The following is a 23,970-nucleotide window of genomic DNA, read 5'->3' on the forward strand; positions in this document are numbered from 1 at the left end:
TCAATATGAAGATTCTGACGGTTTGCAGCACTGGACTGGGGTCGAGCTTCATCACCCAGCTCAACATTGACAAGGCCTTGAAAGAGCTTGGTGTGACCGGTGTCGAGACCGACCATAGCGATTTGGGCTCTGTCAACAAGGGCGATGCCGATGTGATTTTTGTCGGGCGTGACATCGCTGATGCTGCCAAGGATCTGGGAGACGTGGTTGTTCTGAACAGCCTGATCGATATGAATGAGATCAAAGAAAAACTGGCCGAGGCTCTGAAGCGCCACGGTGTGGATGTTCCCCAAGGAGGGCAGGCGGCATGAACGGTGCGTTAAAAGTCCTTTTGGACATCTTCCGACAGCCTGCCGTCATCGTCGCGCTGATCTCCCTGATCGGCCTGACCCTGCAGCGCAAGTCTGCTACGGACGTCATGAAGGGAACTGTTAGGACGTTCGTGGGTTTTCTGGTTCTGACCGCAGGCGCAGGCGTGGTCACTAATGCCTTGACGCCTTTCGGAGATATGTTCCAGCATGCCTTCCATGTTCAGGGCGTTGTCCCCAACAACGAGGCCATCGTCGGCACAGTCCTGGTCAAATACGGCTCTATCGCTGCTCTGATCTTCTTCTTCGGGATGATCGTCAACATCCTTCTTTCAGCTACCTCATATTTCAAATATGTGTATCTGTCGGGCCACGTAGCCTTCTATATGGCCACGATGATAACCGTCATTTTCGTCACAGCCGGATTCCCCACCTGGCAAACCTTGCTTTGGGGATCCATCGCCCAGGGGCTGGTTGTGACTCTTTCCCCTGCAATTGTGCAGCCCTTCATGAAAAAGGTCACTGGCACCGATGATGTGGCCCTGGGACACACTGGTGGCTCGGGCATCGCTCTGGGTGGTCTGGTGGCCACGCTCACCCGCAGTAAGAAGCATCCCTCCAAATCGACCGAGGAGATCAACTTTCCCAAGAATCTGGGCTTCCTGCGCGATACCACGGTCATCGTGGCCCTGTCTATGGCCGTGATCTATGTGATTGTGGCACTCTTCGCAGGTTCTGCTTATATTGAGAGCAAGCTCAGCGGCGGACAGAACTTCATCGTCTATGTGATCATTCAGGCAGCTACTTTCTCAGCCGGCGTCTATATCATCCTGGCGGGTGTTCGTGTGGTCTTGGGCGAGATCGTTCCAGCCTTCAAGGGCATCAGCGAGCACCTGGTCAAGAACGCCAAGCCTGCCCTGGACGTTCCCGTCACCTTCACCTTTGCTCCCAATGCCGTTCTGATCGGGTTCCTGTCCAGCTTCGTCGGCGGCATCGTAGGCATGGCCATCCTGGCTTTGGCTGGTACGACCGTCATCATCCCCGGCGTCGTGTCTCACTTCATGACCGGCGGTGCCACAGGCGTGATCGGCAACGGCGCAGGCGGGCGGCGTGGAGCCGTTCTCGGTTCCTTTGTCAACGGACTGGCCATCACCTTCCTGCCCTACCTGCTCCTGCCGGTGCTGGGCTCCTTGGGCAAGGGAGCCGCCACGTATTCTGGTCCCGATTTCGGCGTTGCCGGTCTTTTCCTGGGGTATCTCGATAAGGCAGGCGGACAGATTGCCATGATTGTGGGAATCATTGTCGTACTGATCCTGGTCTATGTGGTTTCCTACTTTATGAACAAGCGCAAGAAGGCCATTTCGGCCGCTGCTGATGTAGCTGACAAGGCCAAGGCAGCTGCCTAAGGACGAAACCTGATCCTGTCTGAAGTAGACAGAGAAGAGATGAGCATGAAGGGCCATGGTGCTCGATGGGCTTTTCGCAATCGAAACCATGGCCCCTTTGCCACAGCCGGATTTTTCATCTTGGTCTGCAGCAGTGCGTAAAGGCGAAGCTTGTACTATATCGTGGAAGATGACAATCCTTGGTTGGCGCGTATGGTGGGATTGCAATTCATGAATGCAATGAAGTCGGGTGGGGGGTCGGTTCTGCAATGGTAGATGGAATTCCCAAGTATGTGTCCGTACGAGACCATTTGCGCGGAAGCGTCAAACGTATGAAGGATGGGGCGCAGCTGCCTACTGAGTCCGAACTCTGCGCACGGTACAAGGTCAGTCGCATCACGGTTCGCCATGCCATAGAAGATCTGATTCGAGAGGGGCTGATCGTTCGCAGCCAGGGCAAGGGAACCTTCAAGCTGAAGTCGCCCGCTTCCTCCCGTGAGGTGATCAACGGTCGCATCAGAGGATTCTGGCGCCAACAGCATGATCTGGGCAGAACGGTCAAGACCCGGGTACTGGGTGACAGGATCGTCAAGAATGCCGACATTGCATCAAAGCTGGGTCTAGAGGCTGATGCGGACCTGATCGAGCTGGAGCGATTGCGCTATGTCAATGGAGACCTGCAGCAATACGTCTGCACCTACCTGCCGAATGCCCAGTTTCCGGAGATACTTGAGCATGATTTCTCCGATGGATCCCTCTATGACTTCATCGAAGGTCGATACGATGTCAGACTCGCCAGGAATGAGGTTGTAGTTCGCATCGAGAATGTCGATTCACGGATCGCCGGGTACTTTCATGTGGACAAGGGTCGACCCGTGCTGGCTATGGACTCCACCGTCTTCGACGGATTCGGCTCGGTGGTGGCATTCGGTGTGGCGCTCCAACCGCCTGCATATTCCGAAATAGAGTTCGTCATCAACGGCGTGCCGGACTCCAGGTAATCTCCAGGTAATGTTGTCTGCTCCGGGAGGTCGGCAACGGCATCTGGCAATGACCATGAATGTTTGTCTGCCCTTGTATGGACTTTCATGTCGGTGCTCGAAAATTTCGGTCCGGTTCCTGTCTGTGTGTCATGCTTGTCGCGCTTGAACGGTTCACCCTGCCATGGATATGATTGACCATATATGCCCGATTCCTCGCAATGAGTGCATCGGAGATGGGAAGGCAGGTACGACCATGGGGCGTCTTCAAGGCAGGAAAGAGCGCGAGCCGTTTGTGCTCGAGCATGCCAGTATCGCGACCGGTGATGAACAAGGCACGGTCCAGAAGGATATGTCTGTTCTGGTGTCCGCGGACGGCCGGATAGAACAGGTCTGCACGACCCCGCTGGCCTACGTGCCTTCCGGATATCACCGGATCAACGCCACGGGCAAGTTCGTGGCACCTGGACTCATCAATGCCCATACCCATCTCTTTGCTGATGGCAAGCCCCTGTCTGGAGGTACAGATCTGTCGCCGCGTGTGGTCGACGCTGCTTTGAAAGTGGTGCACAGCCCCGCCGGCAAAGTCCTTATGGATGCCAGGATCAAGGGCAATGTCTCCACGCTGTTGAACTCGGGCGTGACGACCATTCGTACCCTGGGTGATGTGGGCTATGAGGCGGTTCGTCTGCGTGACAAGATTGATGCAGACGAGCTGACCGGCCCGCGCATGCTGGCTGCGGGCCCGCTCCTGGCGATTCCCGGGGGGCATGGAGATCCCTTCATTGCCCTATCCTGCTCCTCTCCTGAAGAGGCCAGGCGTCGGACCAGGGAGAACCTGGACCATGGGGTCAATGCCATCAAGGTGGCTGCGACCGGTGGCGTGACCGATGCAACCAAGCTTGGCGAGGCTGGCAGCCCGCAGATGACCGAGGAGGAAATGGCCGCCGTCTGCGATGAGGCTCATGAGTTTGGTGTGCTCGTCGCTGCGCATGCTCAGAGCCCGGAAGGAGTTAAGGCCGCCCTCAAGGCAGGCGTGGATACCATTGAGCATGGCAGTGCTCTGGATGACGAGATGATTGGGCTCTTCCTTGACAATCCGCGCTCGCTTCGCGGCTTCTCTGCCTTGGACCCCACGCTGTCCGCCGGGTTGCCGTTGGTCAAGATCAGCCAGCAGGAGCTGGGAATCAGCGACATAGTTCGTGGCAACTCCGAGCTGGTCGTCGACGGCATGGTCAAGAGCGCCAAGCAGGCTCATGAGAACGGCATTTCCGTCGGCGTTGGCACCGACACCGGCATGACCTTCGTGCCCCAGTACGGCACTTGGCGAGAGCTTGACTATCTGGTGCGGTACGCGGACTTCACTCCGGCACAGGCCTTCCACGCCGCCACCCAGGTCAATGCCCGAAACCTGGGCTTCGACAATGTCACTGGCTCGGTCGACACGGGCAAGGATGCGGATCTGATCGTCCTTGACGAGGACCCTGCCAAGAATGTGCGGACCCTGGCTGATCCCAAGCTGGTCATCGTTCGCGGCAAGCCGGTCTGGCGTCCTGAGGTCAAGCACTTCGAGGAGATCGATCGCTTGCTCGACAGCTTCTGACCGTTTGTCTTGGGGCCATTCAGAGGTCTGCAATAGTTTGGCTCGCTACCGGTTCCCTGATGACCGGATGGTATGTAAGCATGTCGGTATGCACAAGGAAGAACCGAGAGTGGACCAGGTCGGCCAGACCAAGGTCGTAGGAAGGTTGGCGCCTTCGCCGACTGGGCGAATGCATCTGGGCAATATCTATGCATGTTTGGCGGCCTGGCTTGGTGTCAGGTCGCAAGGGCCTGGCGGGGTTCTGCGGCTTCGCATCGAAGATATAGATACGCCGCGGGTCGTCAAGGATGCTGATCGTTGGATCATGGATGACCTGGCTTGGCTGGGATTGGATTGGGATGGTGAGGTGGTCTACCAGTCCCAGCGCGTCGATGCCTACAGTCAGGCACTTCAGCAGCTGGAATCACAGCGACTAATTGGCGGGCAGCCCTTGATTTATCCCTGCTTCTGCTCCCGTGCCGACATCCGAGCGGCATCGGCGCCGAATGAAGGCGATGGGTTCATCGTCTATCCGGGCACCTGCCGAGGACTTTCCCCCCAGGTGGTCAGTGAAAGGCTCGCTCGAGGGCAGAGGCACAGCCTCAGGATTGCAGTCCCTGATCAGCTTGACGAGTCGGATGCCATCTGTCGCTTCGACGATCTGATCTTTGGCCCACAGTCCTTCAACTTGCCCAGGCAGGTCGGCGATGTGGTCGTCAGACGTTCGGACGGTTTGGTTTCCTACCAGTTGGCGGTGACGGTGGATGACCTGGCCATGGGCGTCAATCAGATTGTGCGAGGGAGGGACCTGCTAAGGTCTACAGCCATTCAGATGTGGATCAGGTACCACCTGCAGCCGCAGGCTCCTCGTGTTCAGTACGCCCATTTACCGCTGATTGATGGTGTAGACGGCAGACGGATGTCCAAGCGCTTCGGATCGCCGGACCTGGGGTCGCTTAGAAGAGATGGTTGGTCGGCCAGGCAGGTGCTGGGGGTCTGTGGCTGGCTCCTGGGACTCTTGGAACGGCCCAGACCTGCCAGTGCGCAGGAACTGCTCGATGGTTTCACGTGGAACACACTGGCCGCTGACCGCAGGGACCGGCAACTGGACCTGAGCGAGCTGAATGTTTCTGTCGCAAAGCCAAGTCTGTAGGTTTTTCGATCCTGAATTCGCCGCTGGTTTCCGACATGTGCGTTCTTCCGCGCTTGTAGGCTTGCCAGTATGAGCCACTGGCTACCATGGCCTCAGTCAAAGCTTCCGGATTTTTAAGGAGGTAGCAGGTCATGGTCGCCTATATGGACCACAAGGATCTGGGTAATCGGCAGATCAGCCAGGAACGAGCCGGGCAGATTGCGGATGGAGTCAAGCGCGTGGCTGAAAGAATAGCCAAAGCAGAGGACTCCGCCGGTCGAAAAGAAGGTTCGGTGACGCTGCTGGCGGCCACCAAGACCCGTGATGTGGGCGAGATTATGGCGGCCATTGATGCCGGGGTGCGTCGGATCGGTGAGAACCGTCCCCAGGAGGTCACCGCCAAGGCCCAGGGATTGCTGGAACTCTGTCGGGACAGGGGACTGGCTCTTGGCACCGATGCGGCAGACAATGATTCACCCAGCGTGGGCTTCCATCTGATCGGGCAGCTCCAATCCAACAAGATCAATAAGATCCTGCCATATGTGGACACGGTCGAGTCGGTCGACGGGACCTCGTTGGCTCGGAAGTTGGCCACGCGGGCACTGGCTGCGGGCAAACCTGTGGGCATCCTCCTGGAGGTCAATGAGTCCGGCGAGCAGGCCAAGTCGGGATGTGCCCCCGACCAGGCCCTGGATCTGGCCTATGAGCTGGCTGCTATGGAGGGGATTCAGCTCAAGGGCCTGATGACTGTCGGCGCACACGTGGACGACGAAGCCGTTATTAGAAGCGGATTCGCCCATCTGCGCGGCCTGCGTGACCACATCAGGGATTCGGGGGAGACAGGCACCGACACCTGCACCATGCTGTCCATGGGCATGACCGGGGACATGGAGTATGCGGTGGCTGAGGGGTCGACCGAGGTCCGTGTAGGCACAGCCATCTTCGGACCGCGGGCTTTTATCTGACCAGCTGCTGCCTGTTTCGGAATCCGAACCTATCAAGCGGCCCGGCCTGGGTCTAGACTGTGCCCTATGAGAATCGCGCGTTTTTCCTACAAGGACACCCCACGATACGCCTTCGTGCAAACTGACAAGCAGGACGGCAAGGACTACCTGGTCGAGCTGAGCGGCTACCCCCTGACCGGCCAGCAGGTCGAGCCCACCGGCAAGCGCTACCCCCTGGACGATGAAGATGTGCGGCTCCTGGCCCCGGTCATCCCCTCCAAGATCTACGGGGCAGCCAAGAACTATCGCGCTCATGCCGCCTACATGGCCGAGCACGGCCAGTCTTCGAATCCGGAGCCTCCAGAGAAACTCATGCTCTTCATGAAGCCGTCCACCTCGGTCATCGGTCCTGACGATCCCATCGTCAAGCCTTCTTACAGCAATGACATGAACTACGAGCCGGAGGTTGCCGTCGTCATGGGCAGGATGGCCAGGAAGGTGAGCGTCAACGAGGCCATGGACTATGTGCTGGGCTACACCTGCGTCAACGACGTGACCCTGCGCGATCTGCAGAAGAATGATCCTATGTGGACCCGTTGCAAGGGCTTTGACACCGCCTGCCCTCTTGGCCCTTGGATCGAGACGGATCTGGACTATCGAGATGCGAGGATCTCCTTCAAGCTCAACGGGGAAGAGGTGCCTGAGGTCAGCGGTACCACTGCTAACCTGATCCACTCCATTCCTGAGCAGATCGCTTTCATCTCCAGCTTCGCCACCCTGCTGCCCGGCGATGTCATCATGACCGGGACCGCGCACGCCTCTGGTTCGCTGAAAAACAGGGACGAGGCCACGGTCCAGGTAGAGGGAATCGGCTACCTGCGCAATGTGGTCATTGACGAGTAGCCAGTACCTGGAGAAAGAAGCAATATGAAAACTTGAGTCGAATAGGCTCAAGTTTGGGAATAGGCGTCCTCCTTTCGCTGTTGTAGAAAACAGATGAACCCGTGATGGGGTCTGGTCGAGTGGTTCGGCTGGCCCCGCCGAAGAATGTTGGAGGATGCTCTATGAACGAAAACTTCACCACGATGGCTCAGCAGGCCATAGGCGATGCTATCCAGTCGGCCTCGGCGGCCGGCAACCCCCAGGTGGATGTGCTCCACCTGCTGGACTCTCTGCTGCGTCAGCAGTCCGGTGTGGTGCCTGGGCTGATCCAAGCGGCCGGTGGTGACAGCCAACGGGTCGGCGCCGAAGTCCGTCAGGCCTTGGTGGCTCTGCCGTCAGCCAGTGGATCCACGGCCTCACAGCCCGATGCCAGCCGTCAGCTCAGTGTGGCTTTGGCCCAGGCTGAGAAGGAAATGCAGGCCATGGGGGATGAGTACGTCTCCACCGAGCATCTGCTCATTGCCATCGCCCAGGGTCCCTCGCAGGCCGCTGATATTCTGAACCGGAACGGTCTGCAGGCCGATACCCTGCGCAGGGCCGTGCCCCAGGTGCGCGGCGGCGCCAAGGTGACCAGCCCCGATGCCGAAGGTACCTATAAGGCCCTGGAGAAGTACTCCACCGATCTGACCGCTCAGGCCAAGGAGGGCAAGCTGGACCCGGTCATCGGCAGGGATCAGGAGATCCGTCGTGTCATGCAGATCCTGTCCCGGCGGACCAAGAACAACCCTGTTCTCATCGGTGAGCCCGGTGTGGGCAAGACGGCCGTGGTCGAGGGTCTGGCCGAGCGCATTGTGGCCGGCGACGTGCCCACCACCCTGCAGGGCAAGAGACTGATTTCCCTTGATCTGAGCTCCATGGTGGCTGGCAGCAAGTACCGTGGCGAATTCGAGGAGCGCCTCAAGGCCGTTCTCAACGAGATCAAGAGTGCCAACGGCCAGGTCATCACCTTCATTGACGAGATCCATACCATCGTCGGTGCTGGTGCCGCCGAGGGGTCTATGGATGCGGGCAACATGCTCAAGCCCATGCTGGCCAGGGGTGAACTGCGCCTGATCGGCGCCACCACCCTGGATGAGTACCGGGAGAACATCGAGAAGGACCCGGCTCTGGAGCGCCGCTTCCAGCAGGTCTTCGTGGGTGAGCCCTCCGTGGAGGACACCGTGGCCATCCTGCGTGGCCTCAAGCAGCGTTACGAGGCCCACCACAAGGTGACCATCGGGGATGATGCCCTGGTAGCGGCAGCTACGCTGTCCAACCGGTACATTTCTGGTCGTCAGTTGCCCGACAAGGCCATCGACCTGGTTGACGAGGCCGCTGCCCACCTGCGGATGGAGTTGGACTCCCAGCCTGAGGAAATCGACGAGCTTCAACGCCGCGTCACCCGTCTGGAGATGGAGGAGATGCAGCTGAAGAAGGCTGATGACCCGGCCTCCAAGGACCGTCTGAGCAAGCTGCAGGCCGAACTGGCGGACTCCCGTGAGAAGCTGGGCGGCCTCAAGGCCCGTTGGGAGAACGAGAAGGCCGGCCACAACAAGGTCGGCGACCTGCGTGCTCAGCTGGATGCAAAGCGGGTCGAGGCCGACAAGGCCACCCGTGAGGGCGACCTGGAGAAGGCCTCCCGCATCCTCTACGGGGAGATCCCTGGCATTCGCAAGCAGCTGGCCCAGGCGGAGAACGCCGCCGAGCAGGCCAAGAACGCCGCCAATGATGCGGGTCCTGATGGGGCTGACATCGCCGGAGGTCCGGCCCAGGAGCCCATGGTTCCTGACCATGTTGATGCGGATTCCGTGGCGGAGATCGTCTCTGACTGGACCGGCATCCCTGTGGGACGGCTCATGGAGGGCGAGAACGAGAAGCTCCTGCATATGGAGGACTACCTGGGCAAGCGGGTGGTCGGCCAGCAAGAGGCCATCCATGCGGTATCCGATGCGGTCCGGCGCTCGCGTGCCGGCATCGCCGACCCCGACAGGCCCACCGGATCCTTCATGTTCCTGGGCCCCACTGGCGTGGGCAAGACGGAGCTGGCCAAGGCTCTGGCCGACTTCCTCTTCGACGACGAGAAGGCCATGGTCCGCATCGACATGTCAGAGTACATGGAGAAGGCCTCGGTCTCTCGCCTGATCGGCGCTGCCCCAGGCTATGTGGGCTACGAGGAAGGTGGACAGCTGACCGAGGCCGTGCGTAGGCGGCCCTACTCGGTGGTCCTCTTCGACGAGGTAGAGAAGGCCAACCCGGAGGTCTTCGATCTGCTTCTGCAGGTTCTTGATGACGGCAGGCTGACTGATGGCCAGGGCAGGACGGTGGACTTCAAGAACACCATCCTGATCATGACCTCAAACCTGGGCTCGCAGTTCCTAGTCCGGGACGACCTGGACGAGGAGGGTAAGCGCAAGGCCGTCATGGATGCTGTGCACGCCAACTTCAAGCCTGAGTTCATCAACCGGCTGGACGATCTGGTTATCTTCCATCCGCTGACCCGCGACGAGCTGGGCTCCATTGTGGACATTCAGGTCAAGCAGGTGGCCCAGCGGCTGACCGATCGGCGCATCACCCTGGATGTCACCGACTCCGCTCGGGAGTGGCTGGCCAACATGGGCTATGATCCGGCATTCGGTGCTCGGCCCTTGCGTCGTCTTGTGCAGACCGAGGTGGGCGATCAGCTGGCCAGGATGCTGCTGGCTGGCAAGGTCCACGATGGCGATACAGTCCTTGTGGACCAGACCGGTGGCGACCATTTGGAGCTGACTGCTTGGCCCACCGAGAATCTGGTCGATGACTCGGTCACGGTCGACGATGTAACGGCTGATGGCGATGCCGATGCTGATGCTGATGCCGACAATGGCGGACGTGATGGTGGTCGTGGCCGTCATGCCGCTCGTGGCGACGATCAGGGTCAGGCCCAGTCTCGCTGAGATCAATGAGGGTCGGCACCTGGGATCATCCCCGGGTGCCGACCCTTTTGGTATCACCTACTGTGCTTTATAAATTCAGTCCATAGCGGTCGCCGGATCCCGGCCCTCTTGCATGGATTCCCACTGGCTGTCGACGATGACTTGGGGGCGCCGTGCCGCAACTGTCGGAAGTTGGTCCGTGTCGATCAGGGCAAGGTGCAGCCAGCGACGACGCAGGTGCCGCAGCCGGTGCAGGCGACGAACGTTGAGCATGGCCAGAATGGTGGACAGGGCACCTGTTACTGCCGCGATCATGGGGTTGAGCATCCAACCAAGGAAGGGTTGGCAAATTCCGGTGGCGACGATCAGGGCGATGATGTTATAGACAGTGGACCAGGTCAGGTTCTGCCTGATGACCTGGGTTGTGGCTCGGCTCAGCTCGATGGCCCTGCCGGTTCCGTCCAGGTCGCCCTGGTGCAGGATGAGATCCGGTTGCATCGGGTCTGTACTGTCCGCGTCTGCTTGAAGCTGGGGACCCAGAGCGATGCTTACTCGGGCCTTGTCTGTCAGCTCGTGGTCAGCGGTTGTTGCAGCAGCCAAAGCCACTAGGCTGGTTCGGCCCCGTTCCCGGCTGGAGGTGGCGTTTTGACCCGTACGATCCGCGGGAACGCCCCTGCTGGTTCGGGTCAGGTCGTGATTGAGCCGATCCATGCACTCGCGTTTGCGCTCAGGAGTCAGCTGGGTGATCAACATATCCACGCCCGCCTGGCGGGCTGCACGCTCAATCCTGTCGTCCGGTTGGCGGCTCCCATCCAGGATCAGGCTGCTTACCCGCAGGGTGCGTAGATGGGTAGCGGTCCGGGTCAGGGATTCCGCGTGGACGCCCTGGCCTTCTGAGTCATCGGGGTCCAACAGAGAGGAGTCGTCCAGGATCAGGGTCCGCACCCGGCCCAGGCGGTTCATGGCTCGTGGCGAGGTGAAGAGCAGACCGTGAGCCAGGCCCGTCTCCAGGCTGGTTCGGAAGGCCATGGGGATGGTCATGGCTGCGACGGCGGGGCAGGCGATGGTTAGTACGCAGACGGCATTGCCTACAGCGTGGGCCAGGTGGGGTTGCGGTCCCAGCATGAGCCAGAGCATGAAGATCCAGACAGCCAGGATCATGATCATGGCGATGGCTGTGTGGACAATCCGATCCATCCTGCGCATGTCGGGGGATCGTTCGACCAGGGCCTGGGGGATGATCTTTGCGAGCCTGGCTGCGTAGGTGTTGTCGCCGACGGCATCAACGCGGATGGACAGGCGACCTTCCAGAATCTTGCTGGAGGCAAGGATCCGGTCGCCGGGTCCGCATGGCCGGGGTCTGTCGCCGCCTGTCAGCTCGCTGTCGTCCACCAGGGCCGACCCAGATTCCACAACTCCGTCAGCAGCGGGCCGTTCACCTGTGCGGACCAGAAGCAGATCGCCTGGGCGAATGCGGTCACGTGCAAGGATCTGGGCGGGGACTGACTGCGGATGCTCGGGATCGGCCACCAGGCCTGAATCTGGGCGGATCTCCGTCAGGTGGTTCAACGAGGCTACCAGGGAGGCTTCCATTCTGGTGCCGATGACCCGAGCCAGCAAGAGGAGGGTGATGACCACGCCGACCAGATCGAAGTAGGGGGATCGGGAGCCCTCCGGCAACTGGGATCCGGCCAGGCAGGTGACCAGGCTATACAGGTAGGCCAGGCTTGTGGCCAGCATGGCCAGGAGGTCGGGGCTGCAGCGGTGCTCGGTCATGGCCTTCCAGCCGTCCATGAGTATTCCCCGGCCGCAGTAAAACATGACTGGGGTTATCAGAATAGCCTGCACCCAGGGGCTGGTCAGCCAAGAGGGGAGTAAATCGGGGCCGAAACGATCGAACAGATCCAGAACCAGGACGGGCGCGGTGAGCAGGGCGCTGACGATGGTCGGCCTGAGCAGACGATGACTGCGGGAGTCCAGATCGGCCCCCCACCGGCCCCAATCCTCGGGATCGTGCCAGGGACGGTTGGCAGGAGAGCCCGCGCCTGCATTCTGGTCACGGACATGAGCCGACGGCATGAGGAAGTACCAGATGATCAGCCAGGTGACCGCACAGGCCACGACCAGATCGGCTATCGCCAGGAAGATATCGATACCCACGGATCTCCTTCGGTCTTGCTCCAACCCCTTGATATTCTCTATTCTGCCCGTCGTCGCGGCTTGGCACTGGCTTCAAGGCCGATTCCTTGCGGAAAAAACGAATTTTCGAACTACCGTCGACAGCCTGTCGGGCCGACACAGCCTTGGGGTCCAACGTTGGGGGTTTACTAGAACATATGTTCGATTCTACGTCATCGGTGGTCATGGTGGTGCTTCTCCTGCTGATCGGTATGGTTCTGGGAGGGTTGGCTGGGTATGTGCTGGGTCGCACCCAGGGCCGTAGAGCCGTCGGTATGGGGTCTGATAGCCAGGTGGATGAGCTGCGCTCGCAGCTGGATCAGGCCCAGGACCGGCTCCGTGGATCCGAGGCGGCCTTGGTGGAGGCGCGGACCAAGGTGGATGGTCTGAACCGCGAGCTTTCCTTTGTCAAATCCCAGCTGGCCCAGGCCCAGCAGGCCGAGCAGATCAGAATCGAGCAGGAGCGTCGCCGTGCCCAGGCTCAGGAGGAGGAGAAACGGCGCAGGCAGGCTCAGAATTTGGAGGAGGAGAGCAAGGTGCTCTCGGCCTTGGCTCCTGTACAGAAGAATCTGGATGCCCTCCAGCACAAGGTGGCCCAGATCGAGGAGGGCCGCAAGCAGGAGATGGGCTCCCTGGGGCAGCAGCTGAAGAGTCTGGGTGAGCAGCAGGGGAGGTTGGACAAGGAGACCAGCTCCCTGGCTTCGGCCCTGCGCAACAACAAGGTGCGCGGCGCTTGGGGCGAGGCTCAGCTCAGGAATATCGTCGAGTCGGCGGGGCTCTTGGAGCATGTGGATTTCGACACCCAGGTGGTGGTTACCGCCTCGGATGGCCGCGTTCTGCGTCCCGACATGGTGGTCCACCTGCCCGGTGGCAAGACCATCCCCATTGATGCCAAGGCCCCCTATTCCGACTACCAGCGGGCCTGCGAGATCCCGGACACTGCTTCGGATGACGAGTTGCACCGCCGGGACGAGCTGCTCAAGGCACATGCCCGGGCCCTGCGCGAACACGTCAAGGCCTTGGCCGACAAGGAGTACTGGAACGCCTTCGAAACGGCCCCGGACTTCGTGGTGGCCTTCATTCCCAACGACTCCCTTCTGCAGGCCGCCCTGGAGGTGGACCCCACTCTGATGGACGATGCCTTTGCCCAAAAGGTGGCCCTGACCTCGCCGGTGACCCTCTGGGCTGTGCTCAAGTCGGTGGCCTACGCCTGGCAGCAGCAGAACCTGTCCGAGGACGCCCGCACTCTCTTCACACTCACCCACGAGCTCTATGACCGCTTTGTGGTGCTGGGCGATCGGGCCAATAAACTGGGGCGCTCCATCACTGCCACGGTGACCGCCTACAACAAGTTCGCCTCCTCATTGGAGTCGCGGGTTCTGGTCACTGCCCGCAAGTTGCAGCAGATGGATCCTGCCAAGGTCATCGATTCGGTCGACATGATCGATTCCGATAAGGGCAACATCAGGGAGCTGACGGCTCCGGAGGTTCTTTCCGACCAAGGGCAGTGAGTACCGCTTAGGGGCCTCCGGCGCTAGTCTGATAAGCATGAACGAGGCAACGAAGAGACAAGAGGGTTCACCCTTCAGACCCACCGGGTCGCCGGATCTGATTGGGCGCGAATCCGAAACGAACCTGCCTGAGCCTGTCGACCAGCTCCGTGTGCTCCTTGCCCAGGAGATCGGCGGGCGTCCCTTCACCGAGCTCAGCGGGGTCACCTTCCACCACCGCGGAGCTGAACTGGCCGGTCATGTTCTCTTGGACACCCTGGAAGATGCAGGATATTCGGTCGACGACTTCGATGCGGTCGGGGCGCTGACCGCTGCAGCTGTGCCACTGGCTGATGCCATGCTCCATGCCGCGGCTTCACGTGGTCAGGATCTGGACGCTTTCGTCATGGACTTCGTCTACCCCTCCATCAAGGGCCCATCCATCGAGGGCAGGCGTGTCATCCTATTGGATGCCTGGCTGGGCCGAAAATCCTACGTGCAGACTTCATCCCTGGTCACCTTGGACAAGAACAACGAGCTCAATCTTGACTGCGGGATCATCCAGCGCCAGGGAGCGAAGACACTGGCCATTGCCTCGCTGGTGGGCGGCCGGACAAACGGCAGCATTCAGGTGGTCGATCCGGTGGACGGATCCCGGCAACGGCTGCCTTTCATCTGCGCCTACCAGGAGGATCAATTCGTCGGCGCGGCCGACGATTCCCCGGAGCGATCATGAGGGAACCTGACCCGGTGACCCGAGCGGCCATGGCCTCAGATGAGCCAGTCTTCCGACAGGTGGGTGTCGGCCCCTGGCAGGAGGAGCATCCTGGGCAGCCCCTGCCGACGGATCCGCGCTATGACCGCACACTGCTGGATCAAGGGGATCGCCGTAATGTCCTGGACCGATACCGTTATTGGAAGGTCGAGGCCATTCGGGACGACTTGGATCGCAGGGGTCGTCATGAGTTCGAGGTGGCAGTGGAGAACTGGACCCACGACTTCAATATTGGCTCCATGGTTCGTACAGCCAATGCCTTCGCCGCCAGCAGAGTCCATATCGTCGGACCTCACAAGTGGAACCGCAAGGGCTCGTTGATGACCGAGCTCTATCAGCACGTGGTTCACGATCCCGACATAGCAACCATGACGACTACCCTGCGAGAAGAAGCAGTCAGACAGGGAGAGTCCATGCCCCGTATGATCGCCATCGACAACGTCCCCGGGGCCGTTCCCATGGAGACCTACCACTTTCCCCGTCGCTGCCTGCTCATGTTCGGCGCCGAGGGACCAGGGCTGTCCGAGAAGGCCTTGGAGCTGGCGGACGATGTGGTTTACATCTCCCAGTTCGGATCGGTGCGCTCCATCAACGCCGGGGCTGCGGCTGCCGTGGCCATGCACTCCTGGATCAGTCAACATGCGGAGGTGGCGGGTCCATGATTGTCATCGACTCGCTGACCAAGCGCTACGGCTCCCACAAGGTACTGAACCGTGTCTCCTTCACGGCCAAGGACGGTCGCGTCACTGGGCTTGTGGGGCCTAAAGCCGCCGGTAAGTCGACCACTCTGCGCATCGCGCTGGGGCTGGTTCGCCCTGATGTAGGCAGGGCCTTGTTCGATGGCCATCCTTTCGTCCGGCTCACATCGCCCATGCGGCCGGTGGGGGCGGTATTGAATCCGCGCAAGACCCATTCTGCTTGCAAGGTCAAGGATCACCTGTTGGCCTTGGCTGCAGTCAATAGCATTGATCACCGTCGAGTGGACCAGGTACTGGAGATGGTCGGCCTGCAATCGATCGCGGACAGGCCGATGGGCTCCCTGTCTCTGGGGATGAGTCAGCGGCTGGCCCTGGCTACAGCCCTTCTGGGCGACCCGCACAACCTGGCTTTGGATGGGCCCCTTGACGGTCTGGATTCGGAGGGAAGCGAGTGGGTGAGGGGCATTTGGCGCAGTCTTGCCTCACAGGGCAGGGCAGTCCTCCTAAGCTCCCGTAAGATTAACGAGATGGCGCAAATCGCTGACGATCTGGTCATCATTGCCAAGGGGCGGATCCTCGAGAGGACGACCGTGGCCCGGTTCATCGGCGAACACTCCCGTGACTCCATTTATGCGGTGACGCCGCAGCCTGACCAATTAAAGGCCGCCCTGGCCACGGCTGCCGGAATCAGCATTACCCGTTTGCCACCGGACAAGAACTGTCCGCCGGATGCCGCCCGTTTCCGCATCCAGGGTGCGCCCCTGGCTTCCACAGCCTCGATTCTGGCCCAGGAGGGTGTGGTGCTCTATGAGTTCCAGCAGGAGGAAGTTTCGCTGGAACAGGCCTACAAGAGCGTCATCCACGGCAGAAGGGATGTGCGGCCATGAGTATCGAAAACGGTCGCCGAGCCCGTCGGAGTCGCCGAGATGTAGCCGCAGAACCTGATTACGCAACTCCACGGCATGGTTCCGCCTTTACCCGCTTGCGTCGAACCCCGGGGCTGTCCTTCCTGGATTCGCGTCGTCCGTCCGGTCAGCTGACACTTTCCGGGTCGATCCGAGGGGAGCTGCGCAAGATGCTCTCCCTACGCTCGACCTGGGCCCTGCTGCTGATCGTCATGCTGCTGCAGCCCTTGAGCACCGGCCTGATGGCTCGTGCGACCCGGATCTGGGCTGGCCCGGACCGGCAGATCGATGACCTTCCAGCCCGCCTCTTGTCTGCCTCCAGTGACGTTTTCTGGCTGTCCGTTGCTTCTGGCCTCTTCCCGGGTGTGATCGTGGCGGGCATTCTGGGGGTTCTGGTCCTTACGCGTGAGTTTTCCGGCGACACCATTGAGAGCACGCTGACAGCCAATCCTCGTCGAGGCATGGTCCTGATGGCCAAGGGCCTTGCCCTAGCCTTGCTGACTTGGTTGGCGGCACAGGCGGGCCTGTTGCTCAGCTGGCTCCTGGCCACTCTGCTTCTGCCAGGCAAATCTGGCGCCTTGCCGGCCTCCAAGCCTGGGCTGCCGCTGATTGATCTGCTGGGCGGTCCACTCGTGCTGGTCCTCTTTGCTTTGATGGGTCTGGGTCTGGGAGCCTTGAGCCGATCCAAGGCCGGCGGGATTGGCCTGTTCCTGGGGCTGACCGTGATCCTGCCGCTGGTTCTGGGCCTCATGTGGGGGTTGATCCTTCATGCCGGCTGGCTGCAGACCCTCTTCAGTCTGACTCCTGCCGGTCTGCTGGGCACCTTCCTCTCAGGTTTGGGCTGGGCGTCAGAGGCAGGCGTCGGATGGTGGCCAAGCTGGTGGCAGGCGGGCCTGATCATGGTGGTCTGGACGGCCCTGTGCTGTGCTCTGGGAACCCTGGTCTTTCGGCGCACAGACATCGGTTGACCCCGTCTTCTGCGTGTCATAGAGCACCCATATGATAAGTGGTATGCCAACTTTTACACGTGAAGAGATCAAGCACTTGGGTGATTTGGCCCGAATTGCCTTGACCGATCAGGAGGCCGACCGCCTCAAGGGCGAGCTCAACGTGATCGCCGATTCCATCACCAAGGTTCAGGAGGTGGCCGGCGATGATGTGCCCCCCACCGCCAATCCCATTCCTCTGGAGGCCTACCTGCGTCCCGATGAGGCTGAAGAGCCGCTGACCCAGGAGGCTGCCCTTTCGGGTGCTCCGGTCACCGAGTCGGGCATGTTTGTGGCCCCGCGCATTCTGGGTGAGGAGTGAGACGATGAGCGCACAGGAAGAATTGGTCAAGCAATCCGCCTCCGACATGGCCGCACAGCTGCGGTCGGGGCAGGTCTCCAGCCGTGAACTGGTCCAGGCTCATCTGGATGTGATCGAGGCCGCCGAGCCCAGCATTGATGCATTTCTGCAGGTCAGCGCCGATCAGGCCCTGGAGCAGGCCGACGCCTTCGACCAGCGACTGGCTCATGAAGGAGCCGAGGGGCTGCCGGAACTGGCCGGCGTGCCCATCGCCATCAAGGACATGATCGTCACCGAGGGTATCCCCACTACGGCCGCCTCCAAGATCCTTGAGGGATGGGTGCCGCCTTACGATGCCACTGTGATCAAGAAGCTCAAGGCCGCAGAGATGCCCATTCTGGGCAAGACGAACCTGGATGAGTTCGCCCAGGGTTCTTCCACTGAACACTCGGCCTTCAAGACCACGCACAACCCCTGGGACACCGAGCGGGTTCCGGGCGGTTCAGGCGGCGGCTCGGCCTCGGCTGTCGGCGCCTTTGAGGCTCCGCTGGCCTTGGGCACCGACACCGGCGGGTCCATTCGCCAGCCCGGATCCCTGACCGGTACCGTGGGTGTCAAACCCACCTACGGCGGCGTCTCCCGGTTCGGGGCCATCGCCATGGCCTCCTCCCTGGATCAGATCGGTCCGGTTTCCCGGTCCGTGCTGGATGCGGCCCTGCTGCAGGAGGTCATCGGTGGCTATGACCGCCGAGACTCCACCTCCATTCCCAAGCCGGTTCCCCCTCTGGCCCAGGCTGCTCGTCAAGGTCAGAAGCGCGACCTGAAGGGTCTCAAGGTGGGTCTGGTCAAGGAGCTGGGTGGCGAGGGTTATCAGCCCGGCGTCGAGGCCCGCTTCAACGAGGCTGTCTCACTGCTGGAGTCCATGGGTGCCGAGGTGGTCCAGGTCTCCTGCCCGCACTTCCCTTACGCGCTGGCCGCCTACTACATCATCATGCCCTCCGAGGTCTCCTCCAACCTGGCCCGTTACGATGGCATGCGCTACGGCCTGCGGGTCATGCCACCTGAGGGTGTCCCCCAGACGGCTGCCAATATGATGGCTGCCACCCGTGAAGCCGGGTTCGGTGACGAGGTCAAGCGCAGGATCATCCTGGGCATCTACGCCCTGTCCGCCGGTTACTATGACGCCTGGTACGGCTCGGCTCAGAAGGTCCGCACCCTGGTCATCCGCGACTTTGAGAAGGCCTTCGAGCAGGCCGATGTCCTGGTCTCGCCCACGTCGCCGACCACGGCCTTCCGCTTCGGCGAGAAGATGGACGACCCACTGGCCATGTATCTGAACGACGTAGCCACCATTCCGGCCAACCTGGCCGGCACGCCGGCCATGTCGATTCCCGCCGGGCTCAGCGACGACGGACTGCCTGTAGGCTTCCAGTTCTTCGCCCCCCAGATGCGCGACGAGGTCATGTACCGGCCTGCCGCCGCTCTTGAGGCGGCCCTGGAGGAGCAGTGGGGCGGGCCTATCTCCCGGAAGCTGTCCACTCCCTGGCTGGATGGTCTGGCTCAGGATTCGACCAAGTAGGCATCGGAAGGAAACGGAATCACAATGGCTGAAAAATTGATGAAGTACGCCGATGCCGTGGCCAAGTACGACCCGGTGTTCGGCCTGGAGGTCCACGTCGAGCTCTGCACCAACACCAAGCTCTTCTGCCCAGCTCATATCGAGTTCGGCGGCGAGCCCAACACTCAGCTGACCCCTGTCTCCCTGGGCCTGCCCGGCAGCCTGCCCGTGGTCAACAAGACCGCCATCGACTATGCGGTCAAGCTGGGCCTGGCCCTGCGCTGCAAGGTCAACGAGTGGAGCCAGTTCGCCAGGAAGAACTACTTCTACCCGGACATGCCCCGCGACTATCAGATCTCCCAGTATGACAAGCCCCTGAATGGCGAGGGCTACCTGGATGTGGAGCTGGATGACGGCAGCATTTTCCGCGTGCCCATCGAGCGGGCCCATGTGGAGGATGACGCCGGCAAGAATACCCACGTAGGCGGCGCAGACGGCCGCATCGAAGGCGCCGACCACTCCCTGGTGGACTACAACCGTGCCGGTGTGCCCCTGGTCGAGATCGTGACCAAGCCCATCGAGGGCGCCGGGGCACGGACCCCCGAGGTGGCCGGGGCCTATGTCCGGGCCATCCGCGACATCGTCCGGGCCTTGGGCATCTCCCATGCCCGGATGGAGCAGGGCAACATGCGCGCCGATGTCAACGTCTCCCTGCATGCCGGGCCGGACGCTCCTCTGGGAACCCGGTCGGAGACCAAGAATGTCAACACCTTCAAGGGCATCGAGAAGACGCTGACCTACGAGATCCGCCGTCAGGCCGCCCTGCTGGAGTCTGGTGGGGAGGTGCTGCAGGAGACCCGCCACTGGGATGAGTCCACACAGACCACTGCCGGCGGCCGGGTCAAGACCGATGCCAACGATTACCGCTACTTCCCCGACCCTGATCTGGTCATGGTCCATGTGACCAAGGACCATATCGAGGAGCTCAAGGCCCAGATGCCTGAGATGCCGCGCGAACGTCGCGCCCGCCTCAAGAAGGAGTGGGACTTCACCGACCGTCAGATGCAGGACGCGGTCAACGCCGATGCTGTGGATCTGATCGAGGACACGGTCAAGGCAGGCGCCACGGCTGCCGGAGCCCGCAAGTGGTGGCTGGGCGAGATTTCCCGCGAGGCCAATGCCCGCGGGGTCAGCCTGCAGGAGCTGCCCATCTCGGCTCAGGATGTCGCTGATGTGGAGCAGCTGATTGCTGACGGCAAGCTCAACGACAAGCTGGCCAAGCAGACCGTCTCCGGCGTCTTGGCAGGAGAAGGCAAGCCCGCCGAGGTCGTCAAGAAGCACGGTTATCAGGTGGTCTCGGATGACGGGGCTCTGGACGCAGCCGTCGATCAGGCCCTTAAGGACAACCCGGACATCGTGGCCAAGCTCAAAGGCGGCAATATGAAGCCCATGGGCGCTATTATCGGAGCGGTCATGCGGGCCACCAAAGGTCAGGCCGATGCCAAGGCAGTCAGCAAGATCGTCATGGAGCGCATCGCTAAGTCCTGATCAGGCCCGGTCCGCCGACCTGATTCCATCGGGTTCAGACCGGCGGACCTGCCCGGCTTCTCATGGTTTTCCCAGGGGCGAGGGATTACAATTGATTGCCATCGCAAGGTGGCGATCATGGAGGTGACGTGATGTCTATGAGCGGCAGGGGCAATGACCGACCGCAAACGCAAGCTGAGAGACCTGACGACGTGGCGAGCCGACAACTGCCCGACCGAATCGAGATCCCCTATATCCGGGGCGAGATGTTGCACCTGCGTCCGGCGGTCATCGCCGATCTGACGGCAATGGATCAGCTGGAGGCCTTCTACAATTCCACCGGCATCACCGGTAAGGGACCTAGTGCCGAACGAGCTGTGGTCAACGCTTGGGTGCGTAGGTCGGTGGCTTGGTCCAAGGGTCTGGCTGCCCGTGATTCCGGCGTGGGCGACCCCGAATCCCGCCGCACCCTGGCTTGGGCCATGGTCACTGATGCGGACACCGACCAGGATGGCTCGCCCGATGCCGATGCCACCAAGGGAGTCATCGGCATGATCTTCCTGATCGATGTGGATGGCTGGTCACGCTCAGCCAGGATCCAGGTGGTCCTGGGCAGGCACTTCCGCGGGCGCGGCTACTCCCGCGACGCCATGCCCAGAATCATGACTTACGGATACGCGGCTGCTCCTACGGGTCTGGGCCTGCACCGGATCTGGGTGGCTGTGCCCGAGAAAAACACACGCTCCATCTCCGTCTATCAGTCCCTGGGATTCATGATTTCGGGTACTTCCCGTGATGCGCTCTGGGACGCTGAGAACGGCAAGTATCAGGATCAGATCGTCATGGATGCCCTGGTCGACGAATATGATCCCATCCGTTCTTTGAATGCTTTCGGCATGCATGTCATCCGTGAAAATCCTGGCGTGGCCGAAGCCCTTGTTGCACATGGATACGCTGCGGATGAGGATGGCGGCATAAGCGGGTCCGAGGAGTCCACTCCGGCAGCTCAGGATTCGCAGGTATCAGGTGACCGGTCCCATCTGTCCCCGAAGGGTGACCCGCATTCAGAACAATCTGCTCAAGGCCATGCAGGACCAGATAGCAGGAATGATGACAAGGCAGTTCCCGGTCGGAAGGACGATGAGGATGCGGGGAAGGAGTCCGATTCCGACGAATCCGTTGCCGATCAGTCCGATGAGGAGCACACGGCCTCGGACTGGGCCTATGGGTCGGCTGAGACCAAGCGATCCAAACGCGCCTGGTGGCGTACGCTTGGCCATGGCCGTGATCGCGCGAATGGAGGTAGTCGATGAGTGCTGAGGATCTCGACAACTACGAGACCAACGCCGAACTGGCCTTGTACCGCGAGTACCGGGACGTGATCAAGCTGTTCACCTACGTAGTCGAGACCGAGCGGCGGTTCTACCTGGCCAACAAGGTGGACTTCAACGTCCGGTCCGCTGGTCAGGACGTCTACTTCGACGTCCGGTTGACCGATGCCTGGGTCTGGGATGTCTACCGGTCCAGCCGGTTCGTCAAGAACGTCCGCATCGTTACCTTCAAGGATGTCAATGTGGAGGAAGTGCAGAAGACAGACATCGATATCCCCGATTCGTTGGGTTAGGCATCGTGCAAGGGCGAGCATCATCACGTTTGTTCCACGCAATGGCGGGAATTCGTGTGGGAAGTCGATCGGAAACCTGGGTTTATGAAAGGCCCGGGTACAGTAATAATGATTTCATACGTTTTCAGGAGGATGGTATGGAGCACAAGCAGTCTGTAGTCGTCATCGGCGGTGGCCCCGCCGGCTTGACGGCAGCATGGGAGTTGGTCAAGGACGGCGGCGATAAACAATATGATGTCACCGTTTTGGAAGCTACTGAGCAATTCGGTGGTATTTCCCGCACAGTCCGGCACAACGGCAACCGCATGGACATCGGCGGACACCGGTTCTTCTCCAAGGATGACCGGATCATGGACTGGTGGAGGGAGGTTCTGCCCCTGCAGGGCGCGCCCTCCTATGACGATAAAAAACTTGGCCGCCATCACGATCTGGAGCCCGGTGGCCCCGACCCGGAAAAGACCGACCGGGTCATGCTCAAGCGTCATCGCGTCTCCAGGATTTACTGGAACCACCACTTCTTCGACTATCCCATCTCCTTGACACTCAACACACTCAAGGCCATGGGCTTCAAGCTGACCATGCAGGCCGGGTTCAGCTATCTGAAGTCCGTCGTCCACAAGCTGCCAGAAGACAACCTGGAGAACTTCTACATCAACCGCTTCGGTCGCAAGCTCTACTCCATGTTCTTCGAGGGCTACACCGAAAAGCTCTGGGGCCGCCATCCCCGTGAGATTAGTGCTGACTGGGGTGCCCAGCGGGTCAAGGGGCTCAGCATCATGGGTGTGCTCAAGAATGCTGTCCAAAAGCTGCTGCCCAAGAAGCGCGATGCCCATCAGGTCGAGACCAGCCTGATCGAGGAGTTCTGGTACCCCAAGCTGGGTCCAGGCCAGCTTTGGGAGACCGTGGAGCGTCGCAACGTGGAGCACGGGGTCCACGTGATCACCGATGCCCGTGTGATCGGACTGACCCAGAGCGAAGGCCACATGACCGGTGTGATCTATCGCAACGCTGATGGCAAGGAAGTGACCCTGCAGGCTGATCAGATCATCTCCTCCATGCCCATCAAGGACCTGGTGGAGGCCATCGCCCACGAGGAGCCCTCCACCGACAAGGAAATGGTCAGGGTGGCTCAGGGCCTGCCCTACCGTGACTTTGTGACTGTTGGCCTTCTGGTCCGCCACCTGCGCATCCGCAACACCACCTCCATCAAGACCCTGGGCGACCCGCCCATCGTTCCCGACTGCTGGATCTATGTGCAGGACCCTGGCTACAAGATGGGCCGTATCCAGATCTTCAACAACTGGAGTCCCTACATGGTCAAGAATGTGGACGGCACTGTCTGGATCGGCCTGGAGTACTTCTGCAAGGAGGGCGATGACTTCTGGAGCATGAGCGATCAGGAGACTACTGATTTCGCCATCAAGGAGCTGACCCGGATGGGTATCATCAACGGCCCTACCGACGTGCTGGACTCGCACCGGGAGCGGGTGGTCAAGGCCTACCCGGCCTACTTCGATACCTACGCTCAGATGCCGGAGCTGGTCAAATGGCTGGATTCCTTCGGCAACCTCTACTGCGTGGGCCGCAACGGTCAGCACCACTACAACAACCAGGATCACTCCATGGCCACATCCATGGAAGCCGTGGCCAACATCAAATCGGGACGTACCGACAAGACCAACGTCTGGAATGTCAACACCGAGAAGTCCTACCACGAGGAGAAGTAGGCAAACCTCAGCCTTCGTTTTCCTCCAAGCCTCCGAC

General features: G+C 60.8%; 20 protein-coding genes. 19 read left to right on the forward strand and 1 reads right to left on the reverse strand.

Annotated elements, in window-relative coordinates; all coding sequences use genetic code 11:
• Positions 1–5: 5 nt before the first annotated feature.
• From CI601_RS07845 to clpB, 8 genes are all read left to right on the forward strand, one after another.
• Positions 6–311, forward strand: coding sequence for a PTS sugar transporter subunit IIB (locus CI601_RS07845; RefSeq protein WP_121914986.1), 306 nt, complete (start codon positions 6–8; stop codon positions 309–311).
• Positions 308–1,714: a PTS ascorbate transporter subunit IIC gene (locus CI601_RS07850; protein WP_121914987.1), complete on the forward strand. Its 1,407-nt coding sequence runs from the start codon at positions 308–310 to the stop codon at positions 1,712–1,714. The genes CI601_RS07845 and CI601_RS07850 overlap by 4 nt, the downstream gene beginning before the upstream one ends.
• A 248-nt stretch (positions 1,715–1,962) precedes the next feature.
• Positions 1,963–2,694, forward strand: a complete 732-nt coding sequence (locus CI601_RS07855) for a GntR family transcriptional regulator (protein ID WP_024626939.1) — start codon at positions 1,963–1,965, stop codon at positions 2,692–2,694.
• A gap of 235 nt (positions 2,695–2,929) precedes the next feature.
• Complete coding sequence (locus CI601_RS07860) at positions 2,930–4,276, forward strand: amidohydrolase family protein (protein WP_121914988.1); 1,347 nt, start codon at positions 2,930–2,932, stop codon at positions 4,274–4,276.
• 88 nt (positions 4,277–4,364) lie between these two features.
• Positions 4,365–5,408: a tRNA glutamyl-Q(34) synthetase GluQRS gene (gene gluQRS / locus CI601_RS07865; protein WP_183129813.1), complete on the forward strand. Its 1,044-nt coding sequence runs from the start codon at positions 4,365–4,367 to the stop codon at positions 5,406–5,408.
• A 131-nt stretch (positions 5,409–5,539) separates the two neighbouring features.
• Positions 5,540–6,352: a YggS family pyridoxal phosphate-dependent enzyme gene (locus CI601_RS07870; RefSeq protein ID WP_121914989.1), complete on the forward strand. Its 813-nt coding sequence runs from the start codon at positions 5,540–5,542 to the stop codon at positions 6,350–6,352.
• A gap of 66 nt (positions 6,353–6,418) precedes the next feature.
• Positions 6,419–7,234 carry a fumarylacetoacetate hydrolase family protein gene (locus tag CI601_RS07875; RefSeq protein ID WP_121914990.1) on the forward strand — a complete coding sequence of 272 codons (816 nt, stop codon included), beginning with the start codon at positions 6,419–6,421 and terminating at the stop codon, positions 7,232–7,234.
• 161 nt (positions 7,235–7,395) lie between these two features.
• The gene (gene clpB / locus CI601_RS07880) at positions 7,396–10,185 is read left to right on the forward strand and encodes an ATP-dependent chaperone ClpB (RefSeq protein WP_121914991.1); all 2,790 of its coding nucleotides are present in this window, start codon (positions 7,396–7,398) and stop codon (positions 10,183–10,185) included.
• A 75-nt stretch (positions 10,186–10,260) separates the two neighbouring features.
• Here clpB and CI601_RS07885 read toward each other — a convergent pair whose 3' ends face one another.
• Positions 10,261–12,324 carry a hypothetical protein gene (locus tag CI601_RS07885; protein ID WP_121914992.1) on the reverse strand — a complete coding sequence of 688 codons (2,064 nt, stop codon included), beginning with the start codon at positions 12,322–12,324 and terminating at the stop codon, positions 10,261–10,263.
• Positions 12,325–12,500: 176 nt separating this feature from the next.
• Here CI601_RS07885 and rmuC point away from each other — a divergent pair, with 176 nt between their 5' ends.
• From rmuC to CI601_RS07940, 11 genes are all read left to right on the forward strand, one after another.
• Positions 12,501–13,853 carry a DNA recombination protein RmuC gene (rmuC, locus tag CI601_RS07890; RefSeq protein WP_121914993.1) on the forward strand — a complete coding sequence of 451 codons (1,353 nt, stop codon included), beginning with the start codon at positions 12,501–12,503 and terminating at the stop codon, positions 13,851–13,853.
• 37 nt (positions 13,854–13,890) lie between these two features.
• Positions 13,891–14,568: an orotate phosphoribosyltransferase gene (locus CI601_RS07895; RefSeq protein WP_259465359.1), complete on the forward strand. Its 678-nt coding sequence runs from the start codon at positions 13,891–13,893 to the stop codon at positions 14,566–14,568.
• A complete protein-coding gene (locus tag CI601_RS07900; protein ID WP_121914994.1) occupies positions 14,565–15,269 on the forward strand; it encodes a TrmH family RNA methyltransferase in 705 nt (234 codons plus the stop codon). Before CI601_RS07895 ends, CI601_RS07900 begins: the two co-directional genes overlap by 4 nt.
• A complete protein-coding gene (locus CI601_RS07905; RefSeq protein ID WP_121914995.1) occupies positions 15,266–16,192 on the forward strand; it encodes an ATP-binding cassette domain-containing protein in 927 nt (308 codons plus the stop codon). Before CI601_RS07900 ends, CI601_RS07905 begins: the two co-directional genes overlap by 4 nt.
• The gene (locus CI601_RS07910; RefSeq protein WP_121914996.1) at positions 16,189–17,178 is read left to right on the forward strand and encodes an ABC transporter permease subunit; all 990 of its coding nucleotides are present in this window, start codon (positions 16,189–16,191) and stop codon (positions 17,176–17,178) included. The genes CI601_RS07905 and CI601_RS07910 overlap by 4 nt, the downstream gene beginning before the upstream one ends.
• 43 nt (positions 17,179–17,221) lie before the next feature.
• Positions 17,222–17,518 (forward strand): Asp-tRNA(Asn)/Glu-tRNA(Gln) amidotransferase subunit GatC, encoded by a 297-nt coding sequence (gene gatC, locus CI601_RS07915; protein ID WP_015022515.1) that lies wholly within the window; start codon positions 17,222–17,224, stop codon positions 17,516–17,518.
• Positions 17,519–17,522: 4 nt separating this feature from the next.
• A complete protein-coding gene (gatA, locus tag CI601_RS07920) occupies positions 17,523–19,076 on the forward strand; it encodes an Asp-tRNA(Asn)/Glu-tRNA(Gln) amidotransferase subunit GatA (RefSeq protein ID WP_121914997.1) in 1,554 nt (517 codons plus the stop codon).
• A gap of 24 nt (positions 19,077–19,100) precedes the next feature.
• The gene (gene gatB / locus CI601_RS07925) at positions 19,101–20,603 is read left to right on the forward strand and encodes an Asp-tRNA(Asn)/Glu-tRNA(Gln) amidotransferase subunit GatB (RefSeq protein WP_121914998.1); all 1,503 of its coding nucleotides are present in this window, start codon (positions 19,101–19,103) and stop codon (positions 20,601–20,603) included.
• Between the two features lie 245 nt (positions 20,604–20,848).
• Positions 20,849–21,895, forward strand: coding sequence for a GNAT family N-acetyltransferase (locus CI601_RS07930; RefSeq protein WP_259465362.1), 1,047 nt, complete (start codon positions 20,849–20,851; stop codon positions 21,893–21,895).
• Positions 21,892–22,206 carry a DUF2469 domain-containing protein gene (locus CI601_RS07935; RefSeq protein WP_015022511.1) on the forward strand — a complete coding sequence of 105 codons (315 nt, stop codon included), beginning with the start codon at positions 21,892–21,894 and terminating at the stop codon, positions 22,204–22,206. The genes CI601_RS07930 and CI601_RS07935 overlap by 4 nt, the downstream gene beginning before the upstream one ends.
• Before the next feature lie 137 nt (positions 22,207–22,343).
• A complete protein-coding gene (locus CI601_RS07940; protein WP_121915000.1) occupies positions 22,344–23,933 on the forward strand; it encodes an NAD(P)/FAD-dependent oxidoreductase in 1,590 nt (529 codons plus the stop codon).
• The last annotated feature ends 37 nt before the right edge of the window (positions 23,934–23,970 follow it).

The sequence above is a fragment of the Bifidobacterium sp. wkB344 genome (assembly GCF_003688305.1).
In the GTDB taxonomy this organism is placed as follows: domain Bacteria; phylum Actinomycetota; class Actinomycetes; order Actinomycetales; family Bifidobacteriaceae; genus Bombiscardovia; species Bombiscardovia mizhiensis.